The sequence below is a fragment of the Serratia sp. LTN-2 genome (genome assembly GCF_059740205.1).
On record NZ_JCAXDO010000003.1, the window covers coordinates 290,845 to 313,238 of the forward strand.

At 60.1% G+C, this 22,394-nt stretch carries 22 protein-coding genes; 10 read left to right on the forward strand and 12 right to left on the reverse strand.

Going from position 1 to position 22,394, the window contains the following annotated elements; genetic code table 11:
• Positions 1–102: 102 nt before the first annotated feature.
• From AC6BYQ_RS08555 to AC6BYQ_RS08570, 4 genes are all read left to right on the forward strand, one after another.
• Positions 103–996 (forward strand): LysR family transcriptional regulator, encoded by an 894-nt coding sequence (locus tag AC6BYQ_RS08555; RefSeq protein ID WP_498056709.1) that lies wholly within the window; start codon positions 103–105, stop codon positions 994–996.
• A 341-nt stretch (positions 997–1,337) separates the two neighbouring features.
• Positions 1,338–2,246, forward strand: a complete 909-nt coding sequence (locus AC6BYQ_RS08560; RefSeq protein WP_498056710.1) for a restriction endonuclease — start codon at positions 1,338–1,340, stop codon at positions 2,244–2,246.
• 40 nt (positions 2,247–2,286) lie between these two features.
• Positions 2,287–3,099: a hypothetical protein gene (locus AC6BYQ_RS08565; protein WP_498056711.1), complete on the forward strand. Its 813-nt coding sequence runs from the start codon at positions 2,287–2,289 to the stop codon at positions 3,097–3,099.
• Positions 3,100–3,342: 243 nt separating this feature from the next.
• Positions 3,343–4,347 carry a LacI family DNA-binding transcriptional regulator gene (locus AC6BYQ_RS08570; protein WP_498056712.1) on the forward strand — a complete coding sequence of 335 codons (1,005 nt, stop codon included), beginning with the start codon at positions 3,343–3,345 and terminating at the stop codon, positions 4,345–4,347.
• A 6-nt stretch (positions 4,348–4,353) separates the two neighbouring features.
• On the opposite strand, the gene araD is transcribed toward AC6BYQ_RS08570, so the two are convergent.
• From araD to AC6BYQ_RS08610, 8 genes are all read right to left on the reverse strand, one after another.
• Positions 4,354–5,046, reverse strand: coding sequence for an L-ribulose-5-phosphate 4-epimerase (araD, locus tag AC6BYQ_RS08575; RefSeq protein WP_498056713.1), 693 nt, complete (start codon positions 5,044–5,046; stop codon positions 4,354–4,356).
• Positions 5,040–5,984: an L-ribulose-5-phosphate 3-epimerase gene (locus tag AC6BYQ_RS08580; protein ID WP_498056714.1), complete on the reverse strand. Its 945-nt coding sequence runs from the start codon at positions 5,982–5,984 to the stop codon at positions 5,040–5,042. Before AC6BYQ_RS08580 ends, araD begins: the two co-directional genes overlap by 7 nt.
• On the reverse strand, positions 5,971–7,458 hold the full coding sequence (locus AC6BYQ_RS08585; RefSeq protein WP_498056715.1) for an FGGY-family carbohydrate kinase: 1,488 nt from the start codon (positions 7,456–7,458) through the stop codon (positions 5,971–5,973). The genes AC6BYQ_RS08580 and AC6BYQ_RS08585 overlap by 14 nt, the downstream gene beginning before the upstream one ends.
• Positions 7,459–7,466: 8 nt before the next feature.
• The gene (locus AC6BYQ_RS08590) at positions 7,467–8,456 is read right to left on the reverse strand and encodes an ABC transporter permease (protein WP_004935592.1); all 990 of its coding nucleotides are present in this window, start codon (positions 8,454–8,456) and stop codon (positions 7,467–7,469) included.
• Positions 8,453–9,943, reverse strand: a complete 1,491-nt coding sequence (locus tag AC6BYQ_RS08595; RefSeq protein WP_498056716.1) for a sugar ABC transporter ATP-binding protein — start codon at positions 9,941–9,943, stop codon at positions 8,453–8,455. Before AC6BYQ_RS08595 ends, AC6BYQ_RS08590 begins: the two co-directional genes overlap by 4 nt.
• A 54-nt stretch (positions 9,944–9,997) precedes the next feature.
• Positions 9,998–10,915 carry an ABC transporter substrate-binding protein gene (locus AC6BYQ_RS08600; protein ID WP_015378502.1) on the reverse strand — a complete coding sequence of 306 codons (918 nt, stop codon included), beginning with the start codon at positions 10,913–10,915 and terminating at the stop codon, positions 9,998–10,000.
• Positions 10,916–11,050: 135 nt separating this feature from the next.
• The gene (locus AC6BYQ_RS08605) at positions 11,051–12,118 is read right to left on the reverse strand and encodes an erythritol/L-threitol dehydrogenase (RefSeq protein ID WP_016927009.1); all 1,068 of its coding nucleotides are present in this window, start codon (positions 12,116–12,118) and stop codon (positions 11,051–11,053) included.
• 285 nt (positions 12,119–12,403) lie between these two features.
• Positions 12,404–13,357, reverse strand: a complete 954-nt coding sequence (locus AC6BYQ_RS08610) for a LysR family transcriptional regulator (RefSeq protein ID WP_019453592.1) — start codon at positions 13,355–13,357, stop codon at positions 12,404–12,406.
• A 138-nt stretch (positions 13,358–13,495) separates the two neighbouring features.
• Here AC6BYQ_RS08610 and AC6BYQ_RS08615 point away from each other — a divergent pair, with 138 nt between their 5' ends.
• Positions 13,496–14,677 (forward strand): M20 aminoacylase family protein, encoded by a 1,182-nt coding sequence (locus tag AC6BYQ_RS08615; protein ID WP_498056717.1) that lies wholly within the window; start codon positions 13,496–13,498, stop codon positions 14,675–14,677.
• Between the two features lie 22 nt (positions 14,678–14,699).
• Entirely contained in the window at positions 14,700–15,485 is a 786-nt protein-coding gene (locus AC6BYQ_RS08620) for an ABC transporter substrate-binding protein (RefSeq protein ID WP_498056718.1), read from the forward strand.
• Between the two features lie 147 nt (positions 15,486–15,632).
• On the opposite strand, the gene tmaR is transcribed toward AC6BYQ_RS08620, so the two are convergent.
• The 3 genes from tmaR to AC6BYQ_RS08635 all read right to left on the reverse strand — a co-directional run bounded on the left by tmaR (position 15,633) and on the right by AC6BYQ_RS08635 (position 18,040).
• The gene (gene tmaR, locus AC6BYQ_RS08625) at positions 15,633–15,950 is read right to left on the reverse strand and encodes a PTS system regulator TmaR (protein WP_004935612.1); all 318 of its coding nucleotides are present in this window, start codon (positions 15,948–15,950) and stop codon (positions 15,633–15,635) included.
• A 160-nt stretch (positions 15,951–16,110) separates the two neighbouring features.
• Complete coding sequence (locus AC6BYQ_RS08630; RefSeq protein ID WP_019453595.1) at positions 16,111–17,178, reverse strand: FUSC family protein; 1,068 nt, start codon at positions 17,176–17,178, stop codon at positions 16,111–16,113.
• Between the two features lie 94 nt (positions 17,179–17,272).
• Positions 17,273–18,040: an N-acetylmuramoyl-L-alanine amidase gene (locus AC6BYQ_RS08635; protein ID WP_498056719.1), complete on the reverse strand. Its 768-nt coding sequence runs from the start codon at positions 18,038–18,040 to the stop codon at positions 17,273–17,275.
• A gap of 176 nt (positions 18,041–18,216) precedes the next feature.
• Here AC6BYQ_RS08635 and AC6BYQ_RS08640 point away from each other — a divergent pair, with 176 nt between their 5' ends.
• Complete coding sequence (locus AC6BYQ_RS08640) at positions 18,217–18,963, forward strand: S24 family peptidase (RefSeq protein ID WP_019453597.1); 747 nt, start codon at positions 18,217–18,219, stop codon at positions 18,961–18,963.
• Between the two features lie 36 nt (positions 18,964–18,999).
• Here the strand turns inward: AC6BYQ_RS08640 and AC6BYQ_RS08645 are convergent, their stop codons facing one another.
• Complete coding sequence (locus AC6BYQ_RS08645; protein ID WP_025160190.1) at positions 19,000–20,109, reverse strand: SDR family oxidoreductase; 1,110 nt, start codon at positions 20,107–20,109, stop codon at positions 19,000–19,002.
• A 258-nt stretch (positions 20,110–20,367) separates the two neighbouring features.
• Between AC6BYQ_RS08645 and AC6BYQ_RS08650 the strand changes: the two genes are divergently transcribed.
• The 3 genes from AC6BYQ_RS08650 (at position 20,368) to sbcB (ending at position 22,335) form a co-directional block, all read left to right on the forward strand.
• Positions 20,368–20,574 (forward strand): hypothetical protein, encoded by a 207-nt coding sequence (locus AC6BYQ_RS08650; protein WP_019453599.1) that lies wholly within the window; start codon positions 20,368–20,370, stop codon positions 20,572–20,574.
• Positions 20,575–20,628: 54 nt separating this feature from the next.
• Positions 20,629–20,817 (forward strand): DNA polymerase III subunit theta, encoded by a 189-nt coding sequence (locus AC6BYQ_RS08655; RefSeq protein WP_019453600.1) that lies wholly within the window; start codon positions 20,629–20,631, stop codon positions 20,815–20,817.
• A 90-nt stretch (positions 20,818–20,907) separates the two neighbouring features.
• Positions 20,908–22,335 carry an exodeoxyribonuclease I gene (sbcB, locus tag AC6BYQ_RS08660; protein WP_019453601.1) on the forward strand — a complete coding sequence of 476 codons (1,428 nt, stop codon included), beginning with the start codon at positions 20,908–20,910 and terminating at the stop codon, positions 22,333–22,335.
• Positions 22,336–22,394: the final 59 nt, after the last annotated feature.

Genomic DNA, 22,394 nt, shown 5'->3' on the forward strand with positions numbered 1-22,394 from the left:
TTCTCGCTTAGCTCAGGAAGGCGTTCAGCTTAAAAAAACGCGGCCTATAATAAAAAACGCCTGATGGGGGAAAATCCCCCGCAAAATCGACGGGAGAACCGCGTGCCGAACCTGATTTATTCCTTTGCCCAACTGGAAGCCTTCACCGCCGTGGCCGAGCACGGCAGCCTGGCGAAAGCCGCGCTCAAGCTGGGCAAAGACCGCACGACGCTGCGCGATTTGATTGATTTTCTCGAGGATGGCTTGGGCTATGCGCTGTTCCTGCGCGAGGGGCGCAGCCTGCACCTGACGCCGGAGGGCGAACAGCTGCAACGCCAGGCGCACCTGCTGATGCGCCAGGTGAAAGCGTTTGAGGCGTTTGCCAAAGACGTGCCGAAGAGCGCGGTGCAGGAAATCTCACTGGTCTACGATCCCTTTACGCCCCGCGCATTGCTGCAGGCGCTGATTACCGCCATGGCCCAACGCAACACGCGCCTGAGCCTGATTAACGCCTCACGCGACGAGGCTGAAAGGCTGCTGGCAAGCGGCCAGGCCGATCTGGGCATCTGCCAGGCGCGCCATCGCAGCGTGGGCGACGCCATGGAGTGGCGCGCCCTAGGGGCGATAGAGATGGATTTTTACGCCGCTAAAACGCTTTTCCCCGGCGCGGAACAGCCGCTTTCGCTGCTGGAGCTCTCGCTCACGCCGCAGGTAATCATGCACCCAGACTCTGACGAACCGGTGGCGCGCCGCCTGCAAATTTCCGGGCACACAATATTTACTAACGAGCTGGAGATGCTGCGCGCCCTGCTCGAACAAGGCTGCGGCTGGGGATTCCTGCCGACGCATATGCATGCCGAACAGTGGAAAAACGTCAACACGCTGCGCACCGAAGTGGGCAGCCAGGGGATCAGCCAAACCATGGTGACCATCTGGAAACCGGGCAATGACCGGCGGGCGCTGATTGATGAGACGTTGGCGCTGTTGCCGGGGTTGTGGCGGAAAGTTGGGGGGTGAAAAGTTGCTGCTAGATTAGCGGTGTTGTTACCGGAAGACGGACTTAGGGCTCATCATCTGCGTTGTTTAACCGAACGTTCTTAAGCGGGGATCGCTGTTTTCGCCCCAGTGGGCCCTTCACCGCCTTTGCATCAGTACTACTAGTGCTGGTTTATTGCTTTGAGAGGCGGTATTTAAGGGTCGGCTTTGGGCAAAGAGCGAAAGTTCGCTTTAAAGGTAAACTAATCTGCCCTCTTGAAGATTACTGAAAAGAGTCGTCCACTATGCTGGGCAACCAACAATTTCTCCTTCAAGTTACTCTAATGGTATCTTCACATATAAGACTCAAACGGAGCGGCGCAATGGCTGATCAAGATAAAAGTAAGATTCCCGATTGGAAAGCTCTCGAGCAACTTGTTGCCATGATACAAAGACAACTATCTCCTGATGCTGTAGTGCAACACAATGTGATGCTTGATGGTGTCCAGAGCGAAACCAAAAGACAGGTGGATGTTCTGGTGGAGCAGTCCATTGGTCAGTACAAGATGCGTATTGTTATTGATTGTAAGGACTATGCTAATCCGGTAGATGTCAAAGGGGTTGAAGAATTTCACGGATTAGTACAGGACGTATGCGCACATCAAGGGGCTTTAGTCTGCCCCGCTGGTTTTACCAAAGCAGCGTTACGGCGTGCACAGAAATTACAGATTGCACTTTACCGCCCAGTTTCTACAGGCGACCATAAATGGCGGGCAAAGGTGGCAGCCCCTGTATTATGTGATTTCAGAAATAGCTTCATGAGTTTTGGAATTAGATGTTCCGCCCCCAAACCCCTGCTGATTCCAAATGAGTTTTACAATTTGCCTGTCTACAGCGCGGAAAACAAGCTATTAGGTACTTCGTTAGAAATGGCCCAGACTCGGTGGAATAATGGTGACTTACCGAGTGAACCTGGGGAGCATGTGGAGTTGCTGATATTTGATGGAGCTAAAACTCAAATTGATAATGGATACGGTGACAAGGTGGAAGTTACTTTAACTCTACGACTTTTTGTTAAACAACACCTTTATCTCGGTCATTTATCCATCGAAGATATCAACGGCTTACAGGATGAACACACCGGACTCATTGTTACTAATGCTTTCACCTTGGGTGGACTTAACCCAGATGAGGTTGAACGAGACTGGCAACGTGTTGAAGATATCAGCGCAATTGAATTTGAACCTTTACTGAAAGTGGTCGGCTATTACTGCTATGGGATTGGCTCCTGATTAGTTGCGGGTTTAATACTTTTAACATGGGAGCTGTTAAATGCAGAATGAAATAATAACACAGAAAAATGGAAAAGGTATCTTCGATCGCAAGGCTTGGTTAGCCGAATCTAAAAAACTGTATTTATCAGCAAAGATCTTGAGAATTGAAGGCGATAGAAATAAAAAAATGATCCATGAAAATAATAAAAATCCTGTCATTCATGAATATATTAATGTCGCGTCTGCAACTGATAAAACCAGCAGACTTATGTTGGGTTATGCATTCGAAATGCTATTAAAGTCTGCTGTCCTGTTAATGAACCTTGGTGCTCAGAAAGACACTATAGACCTTAAATTTCGCGATTATGGGCATAAGCTTGATAAGATGGCTATCGATTTAGAGTTGTCATTAACCTCTGACGAGCTGAAGCTATTAAAAATTGCGTCACAAGATATAGTGCTTCAGGCACGATACCCGATTGTTAAAGTTGATGATGATAAGTATATAGGTGAGTTAAACAAAAGAAACATTGAGCTAGCAAACAAAAAAATCTTTCGGGATATGGTTATTCTGTATGACAAAATAAAAAGCGTAGTTGCTAAATTTGATAATGATGTTACAAATTGTGCGGAGTTCAACGTGCTTAGAGGGAACGATTTTATTCTCTTTATGCGAAATGGTGGAGGACTCGCATCAAGAGCAATAGTGACCTTTTCGGCCCATTTCCCCAATAGCAAAAAAAGCAAGTCATATTTAAAAGAAGCTATTGAGAAGCATGCCGGCAAGGTTGCTTTGTTATATACATATCGCTGGACGTCATTTTCATTCTTTGAGGACACGGGTAAAAAGCTTATCCCACTTGCGGAATAATACTAATCAACCATCTTAACGTTCGGAAAGGGCGACTTTGTCCCATTAACCATCCTCAATCTCCAAGCGTTGTCAAAGGGTGCTACCAAAGGCATTAAATAAAATGAATGCACATCGTGCCTAACGGCTGAGTTTCGTTATTTCCCCTCCCTACTCCAGCCCATCCCCCAACTCCCCCCTAGCACCGCCCCCGCCCTTTCCCTACAATAAGGGATCTGTTGAGGCATAACGCAAGGAAAGACGGTGTCGAAAGCCAATCCCAATGCCACTATCGTGGATATCGCCCGCCGCGCCAGGGTGACCAATATCACCGTTTCCCGCGCCTTCAATAAGCCCGAGCTGGTCAAGCCGGAAACCCGCGAGCGCATTCACGCCATCGCCAAAGAGCTGAACTATGTGCCCAACGCCTTCGCGCAGGGGCTGAAAAGCAGCAGCAGCCAGATTATCGGCATCGTCACCAGCAGCATGTACAACCCGTTCTATTCCGGCCTGATCAAGACCGTGTCGCGCATTGCGCGTCAGCAGGGCTACCAGATCATGCTGTTCGACACCGACGGCAGCGAAGAGGCGGAAATGCGCGCCATTCAGGCGCTGTTCGGCTACAAGGCACGCGGCATCCTGCTGTCGGCGGTGCGCGACGACAAGCGTTACCGCCCCGCCTATCTCGAGCTGGCCGAGGTGTACGGCGTGCCGCTGATCCTGATCGACCGCGATCTTTACAATCAGCAGCTGAGCGGCGTATTCCTCGATAACCGCGAGATCGGCGTGCTGGCCGGGCGCTATCTGGCGGAGCAGCCGGAGCAGAAGCTTTTGATTATCGGCGGCCCGGCGGATTCGGAGATTACGCTAACGCGCACCGCCGGCATCGTCGCGGCATTGCAGGGCAGCGGCCGTGAGATTCATATCATCAACGGCGACTATGATTTCACCTCGCAAGAGAGCGAGGTGCGCGCTTATCTGGTACAGCCGGAGAACCGCCCGGATTACATCATCGGCCTGAACGGCATCATCACGCTGGGCGCCATCGCCATCTGCCACGAGATGGGGCTTTATCAGCAGGTGAAGTTCTTCTCGATAGACGAACCGCCGCGCGCCGGCGCTTACGGCCTGCACATTCCGGGGGTGTATCACGATACGCAGAAACTGGGGGAGATCGCTGCGGAGCTGCTGTTCAGCGCCATTAACAGCCCGCGCGGCGAGCTGCCGGTGCGCAGAGAGTTCTTCACCGGCTCGCTGTTGAATCGCTGACGGGCGCTATTGCCCGTAGTAGGCGTGTTTGCCGTGCTTGCGCAGGAAATGTTTGTCCAATAGCTCCGGCTGCATCGGGGCGATGGCCGGTGCCAGCTGGCGCGTCGCCATCGCCATGATCGCTACCTCTTCCAGCACCACCGCGTTGTGCACCGCATCCGCCGCGTCCTTGCCCCAGGCAAACGGGCCGTGGGAGTAAACCAGCACCCCCGGCACCTGCTGCGGATCGCGCCCCGCCTGATTGAAGGTCTCGATAATCACCTTGCCGGTTTCCCCCTCGTAATCCCCGGCGATCTCCGCCTCGCTCATCGGCCGGGTGCAGGGAATGTCGCCGTAAAAGTAGTCGGCGTGGGTGGTGCCCAGCGCCGGGATCGGCTGCCCGGCCTGCGCCCAGATGGTGGCGTTGCGGCTGTGGGTGTGCACCACGCCGCCGATATCGGCGAAGGCGCGGTACAGCGCCAGGTGGGTGGCGGTGTCGGATGAGGGCTTGCGGTGCCCTTCGCGCACCTGGCCCTCCAGATCCACCACCACCAGATCCGCCAGCGTCATCGCCTCGTAGGCGATGCCCGAAGGCTTGATCACCACCAGCCCGCTTTGGCGGTCGATCGCCGAGACGTTGCCCCAGGTAAAGGTCACCAGCCCGTATGCCGGCAGGCTGAGGTTGGCGGCCAGCACCTGCCGCTTGAGTTCGTTCAGCATGCGATGCCTCCCTCATTCATTTGTTGTTCGATCCAGGCCTTGGCCTGGGCGATGCGTTGCTTATCCTGCCCGTCTTCGCGCGCCCACATCTCCAACAGGTAGGGGCCGCGATAGCCGAGCGCGTTGAGCACAGAAAAGGCGTGGGTGAAATCCACGCAGCCTTCGCCGAACGGCACGTCGCGGAACTGCCCGGCGCTGCCCGGCCCCACCGCCACGGTATCTTTGAGGTGCACGGCGGTGATGCTGCCGATGCCCAGCGCCAGCTCGGCGCTGCCCGGCCCCACCGCCACGGTATCTTTGAGGTGCACGGCGGTGATGCTGCCGATGCCCAGCGCCAGCTCGGCGGCGACGTCGTTACCCCAGGCGCTGAGGTTGCCGAGATCGGGATACACCGTGAACCACGGGCTGTTGACGTGGCGGGCGATGTCGCGCCATTTGCTGATGCTGTTGATGAACGGCGTATCCATCACCTCCACCGACAGCATCACCTGCGCCCTGGCGGCCTGCGCCGCCGCCCACTGCATGCCCTCGATAAAGCGCTCGCGGCTGTGGCGATCGGCCGGTTCGTAATAGACGTCATAGCCCGCCAGCTGGATGTTGCGGATGCCAAGATCCGTCGCCAGTTCCAGCGCCTTGCTCATCAGCACCCGCGCCCGCTCGCGGGTGGCGGCGTCATGGCTGCCGAACGGATCGCGCCGGTGCGCCGACAGGCACAGGCTCGGTACCGTCACCCCGCTGTCGAGCCGCGCCTGGATAAACGCCAGCCGCTGGCGGCGATCCCAGTCCAGCCGCTGTTGGCGCGCCGGCTGTTCGTCGATCGACATCTCCACGAACTCAAAGCCCAGCTCGGCGGCGGTGGCCAGCCGCTGCGGCCAGTCCAGATCGGCGGGCAGCGCCTTTTCATACAGCCCCAGACAGGCGGCGTTAGTCGTTTGCATCAGTCACCTCACTCAAAGCCTGGGCGACCGCCAGATAGCGCGCCTGCTGGGCGCGCAGGCGCCGGTGGGCGGCGGTCGCGGGATAATAACAACGCAGTTTGGGCGGCGCGGCGGCGATCGCCTCGGCGAACCCGGCGTACTCCCCGGCGCCGACGGCGGCGCACAAGGCGGCGGCGCGGCAGCCGCTCTGGCGCGTTTCCACCACCTCGAGCGGCAGGTTGCCGGCGTCGGCGTACATCTGCATCCACACCTCGGACTGCGTCGGCCCGCCGGTCATGCGCACCCGCTCGATGCGCGGGTTCAGCTGCACCATGCGCTCCTGATGAATCAGGTGCGAGAACACAATGCCCTGGTAGATCGCCTGCACCACGTCCGCCATCTCGTGGTGGGCACTCAGGCCGATCAGGCCGCCCGGCGTGTTACCGCCGAGGTTGGAACCGTACAGATATGGCAGGAACAGCAGCCCGCTGGGCTGCTCGCGGCGCTCGGCCACCCAGGCGTTGAACTGGGCGTAGCGCTGCCGGTCGTCGGCGCAGAACTGGCGCAGAAACCAGGCCAGATTGCCGGCCGAGGTCGGGCTGCCTTCGTGCACGAAATAGCGGCCGTCGATGCAGTAGCGCCCCCAGGCGTAGGGATAGTCGGCGTGAATGATGCGATCGGTCACGCAGGTGGCGATCGACCAGGTGCCCGCCACCGCGCTGAGCGTGCGATCGTCGGCCACGCCGGAGCTGAGCGCCGCGCCCACCACGTCGAACAAACCGCCGTACACCGCGGTGCCCGTTCGCAGGCCACACTGCGCCGCCGCCGCGGCCGTCACCCGCCCGGCCAGCTGCGCCGAGCCGATCACCGGCGCGGTCTTCTCCTGCACCTCTTCGATGCCGAAGGCCGCTATCAGCGCCGGATCGTAAGCGCCGCTGTGCTGGTTAAACAGGTTGCTGCCGGAGATGTTGGTCACCTCGGCCGCCGCCTCACCGGTGAGGCGAAAGCGCAGGTAGTCGTGCGCCATCAGGATGCGATCGACGGCGGCGTACTGCGCCGGTTGCCGCTGTTTCAGCCAGCGCAGCAGCAGCGCCGGGTGGCTGGGCCACAGCGGCTGCAGGCTGCGCGAATAGCTCTGCGCGTCCACGCCGGCGCGGCGCAGCTCAGCCACTGTTGCCGCCGCGCGGTTGTCCGAAGAGAGGATGCCGTTGCCGACCGGCTTGCCGTGGCGATCGATGGCGTACAGCCCTTTGCCGTGCGCCGAGAAGCTGACGCCGCGCACCTGCCCGGCCGCCAGCCCCGCCACGTGCAGCGCCTGGCGGATCGCCGCGCAAACGTCATCCCACAGCGCGTCCATATTGCGTTCGCTGAAGCCCGGCTGGGCGGCAATCACCGCGCCGTCGCGCTCGGCGATCGCCAGCTCTTCGCCGCTTGCCCGGTACAGCCCGGCCTTGATCACCGTGCCGCCGACGTCTATGCCAAGAAAGACTGACATCGAGCCTCCTATTTGCGCCGCACGGAGCTGAGGTAGATGGCGGCCAGGATGATGCCGCCCTTCACCACGTTCTGGATATACGGCGACACGTTCATCAGATTGAGGCCGTTGTTGAGCACCCCGAGCATCATCGCCCCCACCAGCGTGCCGACGATGGCGCCGCGCCCGCCGGAGATCGCCGCCCCGCCCAGCACTACCGCGGCGATGGCGTCCAGCTCGAAGCCTTCGCCGGCGTTGGGCTGCCCGCTCATCAGGCGCGAGGTCAGCACCAACCCGGCCAGCGCGGCGGTCAGGCCGCTGATCACGTAGACCAGCATCTTGTAGCGCGGCACGCGGATGCCGCTCAGGCGCGCCGCCTCTTCATTGCCGCCCATCGCGTAGACGTAGCGGCCGAACGGCAGCTGGTTGAGCATCAGCCAAGCCAGCACATACACGCCGAGCATGATCAGGATCGGCACCTGGATGCCCAGCACCGTGCCGCGGCCAAAGAAGGAGAAGACGTCGGGCAGGCCGGAGATCGGGTAGCCGCCGGTATAGAGCAGCGCCAGGCCGCGGGCGATGCCCATCGACGCCAGGGTGACGATGATCGGCGGCATGCGCAGGTAGGCGATGCAGGCACCGTTGGCCAGGCCGAACAGCGCGCCGAGCGCCAGCGCCGCTACCATCGCCAGTGGGATGGGCACCGCCGCCAGCATCAGCCCGGCGGCGACCGAGCCGGCCAGCGCCATCACCGGCCCCACCGAGAGATCGATGCCGCCGGTCAGGATGGCGCAGGTCATGCCCACCGCGATGATGGCGTTGATCGACACCTGGCGCGCCACGTTGGTCAGGTTGTTGACGCTGAGGAAGCTGTCGTTCAGCAGGCTCATCAGCACGAACAAGACAGCGAAGCCGATGAACGGCAAGACCGCCGGGTGATGCAGCAGTTTTTCCCAGCGCTTGCCGAGGCTGGGGCCGGCGGCGCGGCGCGCCACGGCGGGTTGTTCAATTCCGATCATAAGGCACTCCCGGTCGCGTGAAGCATGATGTGGTTGGATTCGATGTCGTCGCCGGTCAGCTCGGCAACGATGTGGCCGCCGCGAAACACCAGCACGCGGTCGCACACGCCGATGATCTCCGGCAGTTCGGAGGAAATCATGATGATGGAGATGCCCTGCTGGGTCAGTTGCTGCATCAGCTGGTAAATCTCGGCCTTGGCGCCCACGTCGATGCCGCGCGTCGGCTCGTCGAAGATCAGAATGTTGCAGTCGTTGTTGAGCCAGCGGGCGATCACCACCTTCTGCTGGTTGCCGCCGCTCAGGGTGCTGACGGCGGTCTCGGCGTCCGGGGTTTTCACCCCCACGGCACGGATCAGCCGCTGCACCACGTCGCGATCCTTGCGGGCGCTGACGAAGATCTTGCCGCGCCGGTGGTGCCGGTTGAGAGTGATGTTCTGCGCCACCGAGAACGGCAGCACCAGGCCCTCGGTTTTGCGGCTCTCCGGCAACAGGCCGATGCCCTGCGCCAGCGCCTGCGCCGGGGAACGCAGCGCCGCCGGTTGGCCGCCGAGGCTGACGCGTTTGCGGTGGCAGCGGCTGGCACCGATCAGCGCCGAGACGGTCTCGGTGCGCCCGGAGCCCACCAGCCCGGCGAAGCCGAGGATCTCGCCCTTGTGCAGCCGGAAACGGTCGGTCGCGCCGTGCTTCTCGCGCTGGATCTCCGCCTCCAGCAGCACCGTTGCGGTATCGACCGGGTGCTGTTTCACCGGGAAGGCGTTCTCGATTTTGCGCCCGACCATCAGCCGCACCAGCTCTTCCACGTTGGTGTCGCCGGTGGCCAGCGTTTCGATGTAGCTGCCGTCGCGCAGCACGGTGATGCGATCGCAGATGGTGAAGATCTCGTCCAGGTGGTGCGAGATAAACACCATGCCGACGCCCAACAGCCGCAGATCGTTCATCACGCTGAACAGGTGCTCGGCCTCGCCCGGCGTCAGCGTGGCGGTCGGTTCATCCAGCACCAGCACCCGCGCCTCCAGCGACAGCGCCTTGGCGATCTCAACGAACTGCTGTTGCGCTACGCTCAGCTGCTCCACCGGGCAATCGAGATCGATAGCCACCGTCAGCCGCTTGAAAATGGCCTCGGCCTTGCGCCGCATCGCCCGCCGATCCAGCAGGCCCCAGCGGTTCCTGATCTCCCGGTTGAGGAAGATGTTGTCGATGGCGCTCATATAGGGAATCAACGAGAATTCCTGAAAAATAATGCCGACCCCGGCCTCGATCGCCTGGCGATAGTTGTTAAAGCGGCGTTGCTCGCCGTCGATAAAAATATCCCCTTCGTCCGGCTGGTGGATGCCGCACATGATTTTCACCAGCGTCGATTTGCCGGCGCCGTTTTCGCCCAGCAGGGCGTGCACCTCGCCGCGTTGAATGGCCAGGTCGATACCGTCCAGCGCCTTCACGCCGGGAAAGCTCTTTTTTATTCGCTTCAGTTCCAGTAAAGGTGTCACCGCATTGCCCTCCGCGCCGAACGCCCCGCAGCAGCGGGGCGAACCCGGCCGCTGTTACCAGCTAAAGCCGGCCGCATTGCTGCGGTCGATCAGCTTCACTTTGACCGGCACGGTTTTCGGCACCGTGGCGCCCCAGTAGCGGGCCAGCGCAATGCCGAGCGCGATGCGCAGCTGGTCGCGCGGGAACTGCGCCGAAGTGGCGATGAACGGTGAATTCGGCTTGAGGATCTCTTTGATGGCTTCCGGCTGGCCGTCGACGCTCACCAGCTTGACCTTGGCGCCGTTGCTTTCGATCGCCGCCAGGGCGCCGAGCGCGCCGACGTCGTTGACGCTGAAGATGCCCGCCAGATCCGGCGCCGACTGCAGCATGTTTTCGGTGACGGTCAGCGCGGTGTCGCGTTCCTGCTTGCCGTTTTGTTTGGTGACAATCTTGATGTCGGGGTATTTCTTCATCGCCGCCTCAAAGCCGCGCACGCGCTCCAGGATCGGCACCACCGGGATGCCGTCGAGGATCGCCACCTTGCCTTTGCCGCCCAGCGCTTTCGCCAGGTACTCGCCCGCCTGGAAGCCGGCGTCGTAGTTTTCCGAGCCGACGAACGAGTCCAGCGGCCCTTCCGCCTGCGCGTCGATCGCCACCACCACCGCGCCGGCCTTATGGGCGGAGATCACCGCCGACTGCACCCCCACCGAGTCGGTCGGGTTGATCAGCAGGATATCCACCTTCTTCTGCAGCATGTCTTCCACGTCGCCGATCTGTTTGGCGACGTCATGGCGCGCATCGGCCACGTAAACCTTGGCGCCGATATCGGCCGCCGCCTGATCCAGCGCCTGTTTCATGGTGACGAAGTAGTCGTTGTTCATTTCCTGGAACGACATACCGATAGTGATTTGCTTGGCCAGCGCCCCATGGCTGGCCGCCAACATTCCACCGGCAACGATAAAAGGCAGGGTCTTTTTGAATAATGAAAACATAGCCAATTCTCCTGTAGGGAAGCTTCTTGTTGTGGTTATCAGAGCAACAGCATGTCTTTACGTTTGGCCGACCGGCCGGCCCCCCATTGCGAGCGGGCCGGCGATCGTGACTGCAACAGCGGTACGGCGGGAGGGTCAGGGAACCAGGATCACCTTGATGGAGTCGGTCGAGTCCGCCAGGGCGAAGGCTTCGTCCCAGTCGTTCAATGAATAGCTGTGGGTGACCACGCCGTTTGAGGTCACCAGCCCGCGCTCGAACAGATCGATGGCGATTTCATAGCTGTAGGGCGCCAGGTGCGCACCGCGAATGTCCAGCTCCTTGCGATCGCCGATGATGGACCAGTCGACGGTGGTTTCCTTGCCGAACACGCTGAACTCCACGAAGCGGCCCAGCTTGCGGATCATCTGCAGCCCCTGGGTGACGCCGATCGGCGCGCCGGTGGCCTCGATGTAGACGTCGCAGCCGTAGCCACCGGTCAGCGACTTGACGATCTGGTCGGCGTCTTCCTTCAGCGGGTTGATCACCACGTCGGCGCCAAACTCCTTCGCCAGCGCCAGCCGCTCGTCGATGGCGTCGATCACGATCAGTTTCTTCGGCGTCTTCAGGCGTGCCACCTGCACCATGCACAGCCCAAGCGGCCCGGCGCCGGCCAGCACCACCACGTCGTCCAGCTGAATGTCGCCGCGCGCCACGGTGTGGATGGCGCAGGCCATCGGTTCGATCAATACCGCGTCTTCATGGCTCAGGCTTTCCGGGATCTTGTGCACGATGGCGTTCTCGGAAAAGCGCATGTATTCCGCCATACCGCCTTCCGCCACGTCTTTCTGGAAGCCGTAAATGTTGTGCGTCTCACACATCCAGTAGCTGCCGGATTTGCAGTAACGGCACTCCCAGCACGGTACGATCTGCTCAGCGATCACCCGCTCGCCGATCCGGTATTTGCCTTCCGCGCCCTCGCCCAGCGCGGCGATGCGGCCGTAGAACTCGTGCCCCGGCACCACCGGCGGTTTGACCCACGGGTTCTCTCCCCAAAACATCTGCGCGCCGTTCTTGCACTTGCAGTCGCCGGCGCAGATGCCGCAGCCTTCCACCTTGATCACCAGCTCACGCGCCTTCGGCAGCGGCGTGGGCACCTGTTCGAAACGATAATCCTGCGGGCCGTGGCAAACGACCGCGCGCATTTTTTCCGGCAACTGACTCATCCACTCCTCCAATACACTCATTAAATGCTTGAAAAATATAAATGTTGACGTTGTCATTTTTATCTAACAAAAAACAACAAACGCTATAAAGTGATAAATTTCAATTGATTAATCATCAAATACCCAGGAAAACTCAAAATGACAACGTGAACATAGAGCGACATATAACCAAAGCTGCAAAAATAATTATTTGAGCAAAATCACATATCGTTAACATTGCGGCTAAAAATGCTACAAATGCGGATCGCGATCCCATTTACCGGATCGGCGATCCAGGCAGATCCGCTAAATCAGCAGGCGCACGCGATCGTAGATCTGGCGATCCTCCGGCCGCGACGATCGCACCTGCTGACGCAGGGTGCGCACCAGCGTGTCGATAAACGCATGGGCGGCAGCGCTCAGAATGCTGTTGCGCCGGGTGACGATATTCAGCTGCGCCGGTTGGCAGCTCTCCCGCAGCGCCAGCGGCTGCACGCGTGAGGCAAACTGCGGCAGCGCGGCGATCGGCCGCGGGCACCAGGTACACATCTCGGCGGACTCCACCAGCGCCTGCAGCATGCCGAACGAATGCGCCTGGATAATGCGCTGGCGCGGCAGGCGCACGCCGTGGCGGTGGAACACCTCGTCGAGCAGCGCATCGAAACTCTCCTGGGTATAGCTCATCACCCAATCCTGCTCCAGCAGCTGATGCAGCGAGGTGCTGTGCGCCAGCGGGTGGCCGCGCCGCACCATGTACGCCGTTTCATACTCCAGCAGCGGCTCGCAATGAAACTCCTGCGGTGCCGACGACGCCGGCAGCGGCGTGATGGCGAAATCCATCGTGCCCTCGCGCAGCTGCGACTGAGCGTTGGCCATCAGGCTTTCCGACAATTCCAGCCGCACCGCCGGCACCTTGCCGCGAAACGCCATCACCGCCGGCGGCAGCACCGTCAGCATCAGCCAGGGAGTGATCGCCGCCTTGACCAGATCCGCCGCACTGCCGCGCAGCGCCGCCATTTCGCCCTGCGCCTGCTCCAGCTGGTTGAGCACCAGCCGCGCGTGCGCCAGCAAGGTTTTGCCGTAAGGGGTGAAGCCCAGCCCGGTCGGCGTGCGGATCAGCAGCGGCAGCGCCTGCTCCTGTTCCAGTTCGCGCAGCGCGCGGGTCACCGCCGCCTGCGACAGCCCCAGATGCCGCGCCGCCGCGCGAATGCTGCCGCTGTCGGCGCTGGCCACCAGCGCCTGCAGTTGATGCAGTTTCATGTTCACCTCCTGACAATCACAGGTTGTCAGCATAACCGAATGGCGGCTACCCGACAAAAACGGAGTTTGCTAGTCTCGATACCAACCTCTCTGCCCCGTTTACCGCCCGTTAGCCGGGGCCCTTTGCCGGAGATCGTGATGATGCATTCACTGGTACTGCCTGATATCGCCGCCGTTCATGATGAGATGGTCGCCCTTCGCCGCCACCTTCACGCCCACCCGGAATTGGGATTCCAGGAGTTCGCCACTTCGGATCTGGTGGCACGGCGGCTGGCGGAATGGGGTTACCGCGTCACGCGCGGCGTAGGACAAACTGGCGTTGTCGCCACACTGCAGCGCGGGCCGGGAAAATCGCTCGGCATTCGCGCCGACATGGACGCCCTGCCGATCGCCGAAACCACCGAGCTGCCTTACGCCAGCACCCATTCCGGGGTGATGCACGCCTGCGGCCACGACGGGCACACCGCCATGCTGCTGGCGGCAGCGCGCTATCTGGCGCAGCAGCCGAACTTTTGCGGCACCCTGCACCTGATTTTCCAGCCGGCGGAAGAAGGCGGCGGCGGCGCCAGAGTGATGATCGAAGACGGCCTGTTTGAGCGCTTCCCCTGCGACGCGGTGTTCGCCATGCACAACGTGCCCGGCTTCCCCACCGGTCACCTGGGCTTCGCCAGCGGCCCCTTGATGTGCTCGGCCGACACGGTGCACATCACCCTGCACGGCCACGGCGGCCACGGCGCGGTGCCGCAGAGCACCGTCGATCCAGTGGTGGCCTGCGCGGCCATCGTCATGAGCCTGCAAACCATCGTGGCGCGCAATATCGATCCGCAGGAAACGGCGATCGTCACCGTGGGGGCGATGCAGGCCGGTCAGGCCGCCAACGTGATCCCGGCGACCGCCACCCTGACGCTCAGCGTGCGCGCGCTGACGGCGGCGGTGCGCGCGCGGCTGGAGCAGCGCATCACCGAGCTGGTCACGGCGCAGGCCGCCAGCTTCGGCGCCCGCGCGGAGATCGACTACCAACACGGCTATCCGGTGCTGGTGAACCACCCGGCAGAAACCGAGCTGGCGCGCGCCGTGGCGCTGGAGTGGGCCGGAGAGAGCCGGGTGATCCCCGCGCTGCGGCCGTTCACCGCCAGCGAAGATTTCGCCTTTATGCTGGAGAAGTGCCCGGGCAGCTACATCTCGATCGGCAACGGCCCCGCCACGCCGGGCAATGCCCTGCACAACCCCGGCTATGACTTCAATGACGACAGTCTGTCGCTGGGCGCCACCTACTGGGTCAAATTGGTCGAGCGCTTATTGGCTCGCCCTGCGGTTTAATCGCCAACGCTGAGGAAATGACATGAAAACCATCAAAGGGCTGTTGTTGTTGCTGCCGCTGGCCGCGAATTTTCCCGCGCTGAGCGGTGAATTCAGCGGCAAAGTGATCAAGTTGGGCATCGATCCCACCTTCCCGCCGCTGGAATATAAAAACCCGCAGGGCAAGCTGACCGGCTTCGGCGTCGATATCGCCCAGGCGCTGTGCGACCAGATGCAGGCCAGGTGCGTGTGGGTGGAAAGCAGCTGGGACGGCATGATCCCCGGCCTGCAGGCAAAGAAGTTCGACGCTATCGCCTCGTCGATGACCATCACGCCGCAGCGCCGGCAGCAGATCGCGTTCTCCAGCAAAGTCTCCAACGCTCCGGCGCGGCTGGTGGCGCATAAGGGCAGCAACCTGCAGCCGACCGCCGCCTCGCTGAAGGGCAAATCCGTCGGCGTGCAGCAAGGCTCCAGTCAGGAGGCCTACGCCAACGCGCTGTGGCGCCCGGCCGGCGTCAACGTGGTCGCCTACCAAAGCCAGCAGGAGGTGAACGAAGATCTGGCCAACGGCCGCCTGGATGCGTCGCTGCTGGCCAGCGTCAGCGCCAGCGAATTCTTCAAAACGCCCGGCGGCAAAGACTTCGCCTTTATCGGCGCCGAGCTGACCGACAGCAAATACTTCGGCGTCGGCGACGGCATCGGGGTGCGCAAAGAGGATACCGCACTGCTGAACGCCTTCAACGACGCGCTGCAGGCGATCCGCGCCAATGGCACTTACAAGAAAATCAATGACAAGTATTTCGACTTCGACATGTACGGCGCGGAGTAGTAACAAACGTTCCCTTGCGGTCACCTGCCGATCGGGCAGGATGGGGAGGCGCCTTCGGCCGTCGGGGAACGCCCCAACGAAAACGGCAGTGTTAGCAGGTGGGATAGCAATACGGGCCAGGCAGGACGCCCGGCCCGATAAGGCGATTTACTTCACTTCGCCCATCGCCTTCAGCTTTTTGGAGAGCTCGCGGCGTTCTTTGGACAGATCGGCATTTTTGATGATGTAGTCATCAACGCGATCTTCGTAGTCGCTGCGCATGTTGGCGATGATGCCCTGAATGTCTTCAATGCTCATGCCGGGCTTGATGTACTCACTCAGGTTGTCGAGCAGCAGCACGCGCTTCTGGTTATCACGAATTTTCTTTTCGTTGTCGACGATCTCGCGTTGCAGTTTGTTTTTGCGGCGGAACATACGCACAAACTCCAGCACGTCCTGGAAACTCGGCTTATTTGCATTATCCATCTTTATACCCTTGCTTTAGTAATACACAGATTCATTTGCTTACGGCCACATGGCACCAAGATACAGGTTTGTGGCGGTCCGGCACAACAGTGATTGCCTTATCTTACCCACTTTGCCCCGGCGGCCAAAACCCAAAGCGCCACCTTCATGATCTGACCCCTTATTCACGCCCGGCGGCGGTGCAAACCTGGAGCAGATCCCCTAACTCTTCCAGCTGTTGCGCCAGCTCCATGCTGAGCCAGACATAGCCGTAAATCGGCGCTTCGCCGTGCTGGCCGAGGCTAACCTCCTGCATCAGCGTTTTCAGCTCGCCGGCGATCTCCGCCAACTGCCCCGCCGCCGCCTGCCGCTGCGCCTGAGGCCCTTCGCGCATCAGCAGCGCCAGCGATTCCAGCGAGCTCAACGTCAGCAATTGGGTGCTGCGCAGCGTGCGGGCGTTCAGCATGATGAAGTGCGTTTCGCGCGAGGCCCAGTAGGCGTCGGCCATCAGCTCTAGCGTGCACACCAGATTGCGGCTGAGGGTTTGCACCGCTTCGAACACCGTTTTGGGAATACGGGTCTCCTTGCTGGCGGGCACGATCAGGCTGCGCAGCTTCACCACCTGATTCAACAAATCCTTGAGCTGCGGCTCCAGCCGCGGCCGCTCAATGACGTTCGGTGAAAAATAGGCGCCGTAGATGCGGGCGGCGGTTTGCAGGCAGTCCGCCATTTGCATGCGCCACAGAATGTAGGCGCGTTGCGGGTAGATGCTGGTAAACAGCAGCGCCAGCAGCGAACCGAAAATCACATCGCCGCTGCGCCACAGCGCGGTGTGCATGTCGCCGGCGCCCGCGCCGCACACCACCGCCAGCGTGATCCCCACCAGCAGCGCCATATAGGGCCGTTTGCCGAGCGTCAGGTAACCGCAGACGAACATCACCACGCCGCACCATGCCAGCATCAGCGGCAGCGAATAGAGCTCGAGGTACAGGGCGATCAGGCCGGAAACGGCGCCGAACACCGTACCAGCGATACGTTGCAGCGCCCGCTGCAGCACGTTGCCCCAAAACGAGATCGGCCCCATCACCACCACCAGGGTGATCAACGGCCAGGTGCCTTCAGGCACCGCCAGCAGGCGGATCAGCAGAAAAGTCAGGATAAACGCCAGCCCGATGCGCACGCCGTGGACGACGCGATAATGGCGATAGGTCAGCAGCTCAAGGGAAGAGATTTTTCGATCGAGGCGCACGATGCCTCCGATAAGTACCAGCCAGGCCGCTATTTTAACGGAGGAAGCGCGACAAGGAAAAGGCGAATGAGGCGTCCCCCATTCGCACTCAGGCTCAGGCGACGTATTTGTCGACCAGCGCGCGCAGAACGGCGGCGGTCTCAACATCCATCACGCCGTCATACTTCTGCTGACGGAAGTGCAGCTGGAACGCGCGCACCAGCTGGCGATAGCCTTCTGCGGTGTTCGCCGCCGAGGTGTCGTAGCCGTATTGGGCGAACAGTTTCAACAGCTCGGCCTGCGCCGGCAGCCCCTGGCTGCAATATTCCTGCTGGCGCTGCTGCTTGGTCGCTTCGTCATACCAGGCGCCGACGCCGGCCTGATACAGCTGCTGCCACGGGAACTGCGGGCCCGGATCGCTCTTGCGGCCCGGCGCGATGTCGGAGTGCGCCACCACGTTCACCGGCGAGATGTCTGGATAACGCTGCAGGATGTTCTGCGCTAGCTGGGTGACCGCCTCGATCTGCTGCGGGTTGAACGGCGGGAAGGTGATGTTCCCACCGTCGCCGCTCGCCAGGTTAACGATCTCGATGCCGATCGAGGTGTCGTTGATGTTGCTGCGGGTGCCCCACTGGCTGGTACCCGCATGCCAGGCGCGTTCGTTCTCGTCCACCAGGTTGAAAATGCGCACGCCGCTGAAGCCGGCGGCCTGATAAGTGGCCTCGGTCGGATCCGGCACCAGATAGTGCGCGCTGACCGATTTTCCGGTCAACGACTTCACCGAGTCGGCGAAGTTTTGCGCCGTGTAGTGCAGCACCAGAAAGCGCACGCGGTGGCCGAAGCTGGCGACCGATCGGTAGCTATTGTAATCAATCTTGTACATCGTAAAGTCCCTCTCTCGTTTGATTTCACTGAGCGGCCCCTCATCATGACAGACCGCCCCGCACAGGTGAACCTTCGGCTCACCTTTTCTGTTTTAGCTAATTGCTAAATCATGCGCAAGTGTTTTTTAGCAAAACCGTTATTTACCTTTTTGCTAAAGAGTGCGATCATCAAACGATGGAAACTAAAGAAATCAGACGCAACAATCTGCGCGAATTGATGGCCCGCTACGCCCGGCAAGGTGTCAACCAGAATGAGTTCGCCACGCTGGTTGAATCTTCCGCGCCAACGCTGAGCCAAATCATCGGGGAAAAATCCTCCCGCAATCTTGGCGACAATCTGGCCAGGCGGATCGAGGCCAGGCTGAATTTGCCTAAAGGCTGGTTCGACGTATTTCATGAAAAGCAGCTGGTGCGCCCGTTTGACAACGTGGCGGCGGAGTCGGACTTCCAACCCGCCCGTTTGAAACCGGTGGTATGGGAAGATACCGAACAAGACAAGGAAGAGTTTGTGGAGATCCCGCTGCTGGATATCGATTTTTCCGCCGGCGACGGCTGCTACGAAATCGTCGATCGCGAGGAGTTTTCGCTGATCTTTCGCCGTTACTATCTGCACAAGATGGGGGTGGCGGTCAACGCCGCGCGCATCATCCGCATCTCCGGCTCCAGCATGGAGCCGCGCCTGCAGGATGGCGACGTGGTCGGCATCAACACCGACGACACGCGCATTCGCGAAGGCAAGACCTACGCCATCCGCCACGGCAATTTGCTGCGGGTGAAGGTGCTGATCGAACAGCCGGACGGCGGCGTCATCATCCGCTCCCTCAACCGGGAAGAGTACCAGGACGAGCATCTCAGCTATCAGCAGCGCAAAGAGCAACTGGTGGTGCTCGGCCGCGTCTTCTGGTCGTCTTCGTCCTGGTAACGGACGACAACGTCGGGCGCCCGTTGCGCCCGGCGGTTACTTGAAGTCCACCACCATCTGCTGCTGGATAGACAATCCGCGGGTCGACTGCACACAACCGGCGATGTAGTCGGTGAAACGCGGCGGTTTCGGCATGCCCAGCTTGAGGATCTTCTCGTTGCTGAAACGCACGTTGAGCATGGCGAACGATCCGTACAGGCGCATCGCCTTCAGCATCAGCCGCTCGTTGCACGGGCCGAAAATGTCTTTCAACTGCCGGCGCATTTTCACCAGCGCGTCGTAGGTTACTTGCGCATACTCATCGCCCACCGGCGCTTTTTCCAGCGCCGCCGCCATGGCGTTGTCAATTTCGGCAAAGCTGACGCTGCTCTCTACGCCGGCGGAGATGTGATAAACATCGTTCTCCAGCGTTTCGCTGTTCATCAGCATCACCAGCGCATCCGCACAGTAGTCCGCCGGGATCACGTCGATATTGTCCTGCAGCGAGCACATGAACTTGCGCAGCATCAGCGCCATGCCGAATACCCAGAAAATGCTGCTGGAAGGCTGACAGCCCAGGCGAGTGTGCCCCACCACGATCGACGGACGCGCGATGGTCAGCGGCATTTGCGGGCAGCGTTGGCGCATCAGCTGTTCGATGGTGGATTTGGAACGCGTATATTCCACCAGGTGCTCGGCGTCTTCCTCAAACTCGCCGCTCTCCGCCACCAGCGAACCCGGTTCCGGCGAACAGGACATGGCGGTGCCGACATGCAGGAAACGTTTTAACCCCGGCACCTGCGCCATTCTTTCGGCAAAGGCCAGGGTGCCTTCCACGTTTACCTTCCAAATGAGCGGGTTATTACCAAATGATGCAACGGCCGCACAGTTAATAACGTGCGTGACATTGTTAATGCGTGCGTCAGTTAAAAACTCGGCCGGCTCGGAAAGATCGCCCAACAATATATTTTCTATCGTGATTTTAGAAAGCAGGTTCGCGTCGATATTAAACTTTTCCATATTCGCGCGAATACGGGCCAGCCCTTGCTGCGCATCCTCGGCGCGCACCAGTAAAAGATAATTAATAGACTGATTTTCAATCAATAATTTTTCGAGAACTGCACCACCGAGAAAGCCGGTAGCGCCGGTCAACAGTAGCGTTTTCATAATTGTCACCCACATTGGTATTGAATGTGGAAGATTGTATCTGCGGATAATTAAACAAATATTAAATAGAATTACGGCACCCTGACTCACTCTTCTTAATATTATCTTAAGGAATCTTTTGAAACATCCGTCATGGATTTAGTAACAAAAGAGTCGGGCAACCATTGCGATTAATCCCTACTGTTTAAATACCATTGATGCAGCCCCTGATTTAATTTAACGGTCAATGTTATTTCTCTTCTCGTCCGTGGAGGACTTATGACCTATAACCAAAAAGCCTGGTTGGGGGTTTTACTGCTGTGCACCCTGTTTTGGGTGGCGGTGATCGGCGGCGCCTGTTCGCTGTATAACCGGACTGAGCGGCTCGGCGCGCACCACCCGGAGAGCGAGTTCGCCGCTCGCCACAGCGTGGCCCCTTGCCAGCAACCCAACGCCCAGGCGCTGACCGCCCCCCGGAATGGGTAGGGACAATATCCGCTAACGATCCTATTATGCCCTAAGGTTAACAGGGAGATAACGATGGCTCGAAAGCTGGATAGCTTACCGCAAGCGCAACGTGAACAGATAGAAACCGATTTGCTGGCCATCAGCGTGATCTACAACGAACGCTACGGCATCGCTTCGACCCAGGCGGAAACCGAACAACAGATCCCCGACCACCTGCTCCCCTACTTTCATCAACGGCTGGATTACTATCGTCGTGCGTAATTGCGCGCATTTCGCTAACCGCCGCTTGGCATCGCTCCCCACGCCGTTACAATAGGAGCATATTGTATCCGCCACTGAAGAGACGCGATTTTGAGCAGCAAGGCAACGGCCACATTTTACATTCACGATTACGAAACCTTCGGCAAGAGCCCGTCGCTGGACCGCCCGGCGCAGTTCGCCGGCGTGCGCACCGATATGGATTTCAACATTATCGAAGAGCCGCTGGTCATCTACTGCGCCCCGGCCGACGACTACCTGCCGGAACCCGAGGCGGTGATGATCACCGGCATCACCCCGCAGGTGGCGCGCGCCAAAGGCGTTAACGAGGCCGAGTTCACCCGTCAAATTCATCAGGCCTTCAGCGTGGCCGGCACCTGTATTCTCGGTTACAACAACATCCGCTTCGATGACGAAGTCAGCCGCAATATCTTCTACCGCAACTTCTACGATCCCTATGCCTACAGCTGGCAAAACGGCAACTCGCGCTGGGATCTGCTGGATGTGATGCGCGCCTGCTACGCCCTGCGCCCGGACGGCATCGTCTGGCCGGAAAACGAAGACGGCTTCCCCAGCTTCCGCCTCGAACACCTGACGCGCGCCAACGGCGTCGAGCACACGCAGGCTCACGACGCGATGTCGGACGTTTACGCCACCATCGCCATGGCCAAGCTGGTCAAGCAGGCGCAGCCGCGGCTGTTCGATTTCCTGTTGCAGCACCGCAACAAGCACAAGCTGAACGCTCTGATCGACGTTGCCGACATGACGCCGCTGGTGCATGTCTCCGGTATGTTCGGCGCGGCGCGCGGCAACACCAGCTGGGTGTCGCCGCTGGCCTGGCACCCGGACAACAAGAACGCGGTGATCATGTGCGATCTCGCCGGCGATATGACGCCGCTGCTGACGCTGAGCGCCGAGCAGCTACGTGAACGCCTGTATACCCGCCGCGACGACCTGGCGCCGGATCAGGCGCCGGTGCCGATCAAGCTGGTGCACATCAACAAATGCCCGGTGCTGGCGCCGGCCAAAACCCTGCTGCCGGAGAACGCCGAGCGGCTGGGTATCGATCGCCAGGCCTGCCTGCAAAACCTGCAGCTGCTGAAACAGCACCCGGAAGTGCGCGAGAAAGTGGTGGCGCTGTTCGCCGAAGCCGAGCCGTTCAAGGGCTCCGACGACGTCGACGCCCGGTTGTACGACGGTTTCTTCAGCGACGCCGACAAGGCGGCAATGAAGATTATCCAGCAGACCAAACCGCAAAACCTGCCGGCGCTGGATTTGGCCTTCAACGACGGCCGCATGAAAGAGCTGCTGTTCCGTTTCCGCGCGCGCAACTACCCGAATACGCTGGACGACGCCGAACAGCGCCGCTGGCTGCAGCACCGTCAGGAAGCCTTGAGCGCGGAGCGCGTGCAAAGTTACCTGCTGCAGTTGGAATCGCTGTATAACCTGCACGAAGGCGACAAAGAGAAAACCGCCCTGCTGAAAGCGCTGTTTGATTACGGCAAAGAATTGGTGGGGTAACCCCGCAGCAGCAGAAAAGAAAAAGGCCGCGAATGCGGCCTTTTTTGTGGCTGAGGAAA

Excerpts from the sequence above, each read along its gene's own strand:
- AC6BYQ_RS08610 (WP_019453592.1), bottom strand. The coding sequence starts at position 13,357 with ATGAAACTGCATCAACTGCAGGCGCTGGTGGCCAGCGCCGACAGCGGC.
- tmaR (WP_004935612.1), bottom strand. The coding sequence starts at position 15,950 with ATGGATAATGCAAATAAGCCGAGTTTCCAGGACGTGCTGGAGTTTGTG.
- AC6BYQ_RS08560 (WP_498056710.1), top strand. The coding sequence starts at position 1,338 with ATGGCTGATCAAGATAAAAGTAAGATTCCCGATTGGAAAGCTCTCGAG.
- AC6BYQ_RS08640 (WP_019453597.1), top strand. The coding sequence starts at position 18,217 with ATGGAAACTAAAGAAATCAGACGCAACAATCTGCGCGAATTGATGGCC.
- AC6BYQ_RS08620 (WP_498056718.1), top strand. The coding sequence starts at position 14,700 with ATGAAAACCATCAAAGGGCTGTTGTTGTTGCTGCCGCTGGCCGCGAAT.
- AC6BYQ_RS08585 (WP_498056715.1), bottom strand. The coding sequence starts at position 7,458 with ATGTCAGTCTTTCTTGGCATAGACGTCGGCGGCACGGTGATCAAGGCC.
- AC6BYQ_RS08650 (WP_019453599.1), top strand. The coding sequence starts at position 20,368 with ATGACCTATAACCAAAAAGCCTGGTTGGGGGTTTTACTGCTGTGCACC.
- AC6BYQ_RS08605 (WP_016927009.1), bottom strand. The coding sequence starts at position 12,118 with ATGAGTCAGTTGCCGGAAAAAATGCGCGCGGTCGTTTGCCACGGCCCG.
- AC6BYQ_RS08655 (WP_019453600.1), top strand. The coding sequence starts at position 20,629 with ATGGCTCGAAAGCTGGATAGCTTACCGCAAGCGCAACGTGAACAGATA.
- AC6BYQ_RS08580 (WP_498056714.1), bottom strand. The coding sequence starts at position 5,984 with ATGCAAACGACTAACGCCGCCTGTCTGGGGCTGTATGAAAAGGCGCTG.
- AC6BYQ_RS08615 (WP_498056717.1), top strand. The coding sequence starts at position 13,496 with ATGATGCATTCACTGGTACTGCCTGATATCGCCGCCGTTCATGATGAG.
- araD (WP_498056713.1), bottom strand. The coding sequence starts at position 5,046 with ATGCTGAACGAACTCAAGCGGCAGGTGCTGGCCGCCAACCTCAGCCTG.
- AC6BYQ_RS08600 (WP_015378502.1), bottom strand. The coding sequence starts at position 10,915 with ATGTTTTCATTATTCAAAAAGACCCTGCCTTTTATCGTTGCCGGTGGA.
- AC6BYQ_RS08645 (WP_025160190.1), bottom strand. The coding sequence starts at position 20,109 with ATGAAAACGCTACTGTTGACCGGCGCTACCGGCTTTCTCGGTGGTGCA.
- AC6BYQ_RS08590 (WP_004935592.1), bottom strand. The coding sequence starts at position 8,456 with ATGATCGGAATTGAACAACCCGCCGTGGCGCGCCGCGCCGCCGGCCCC.
- AC6BYQ_RS08565 (WP_498056711.1), top strand. The coding sequence starts at position 2,287 with ATGCAGAATGAAATAATAACACAGAAAAATGGAAAAGGTATCTTCGAT.
- AC6BYQ_RS08635 (WP_498056719.1), bottom strand. The coding sequence starts at position 18,040 with ATGTACAAGATTGATTACAATAGCTACCGATCGGTCGCCAGCTTCGGC.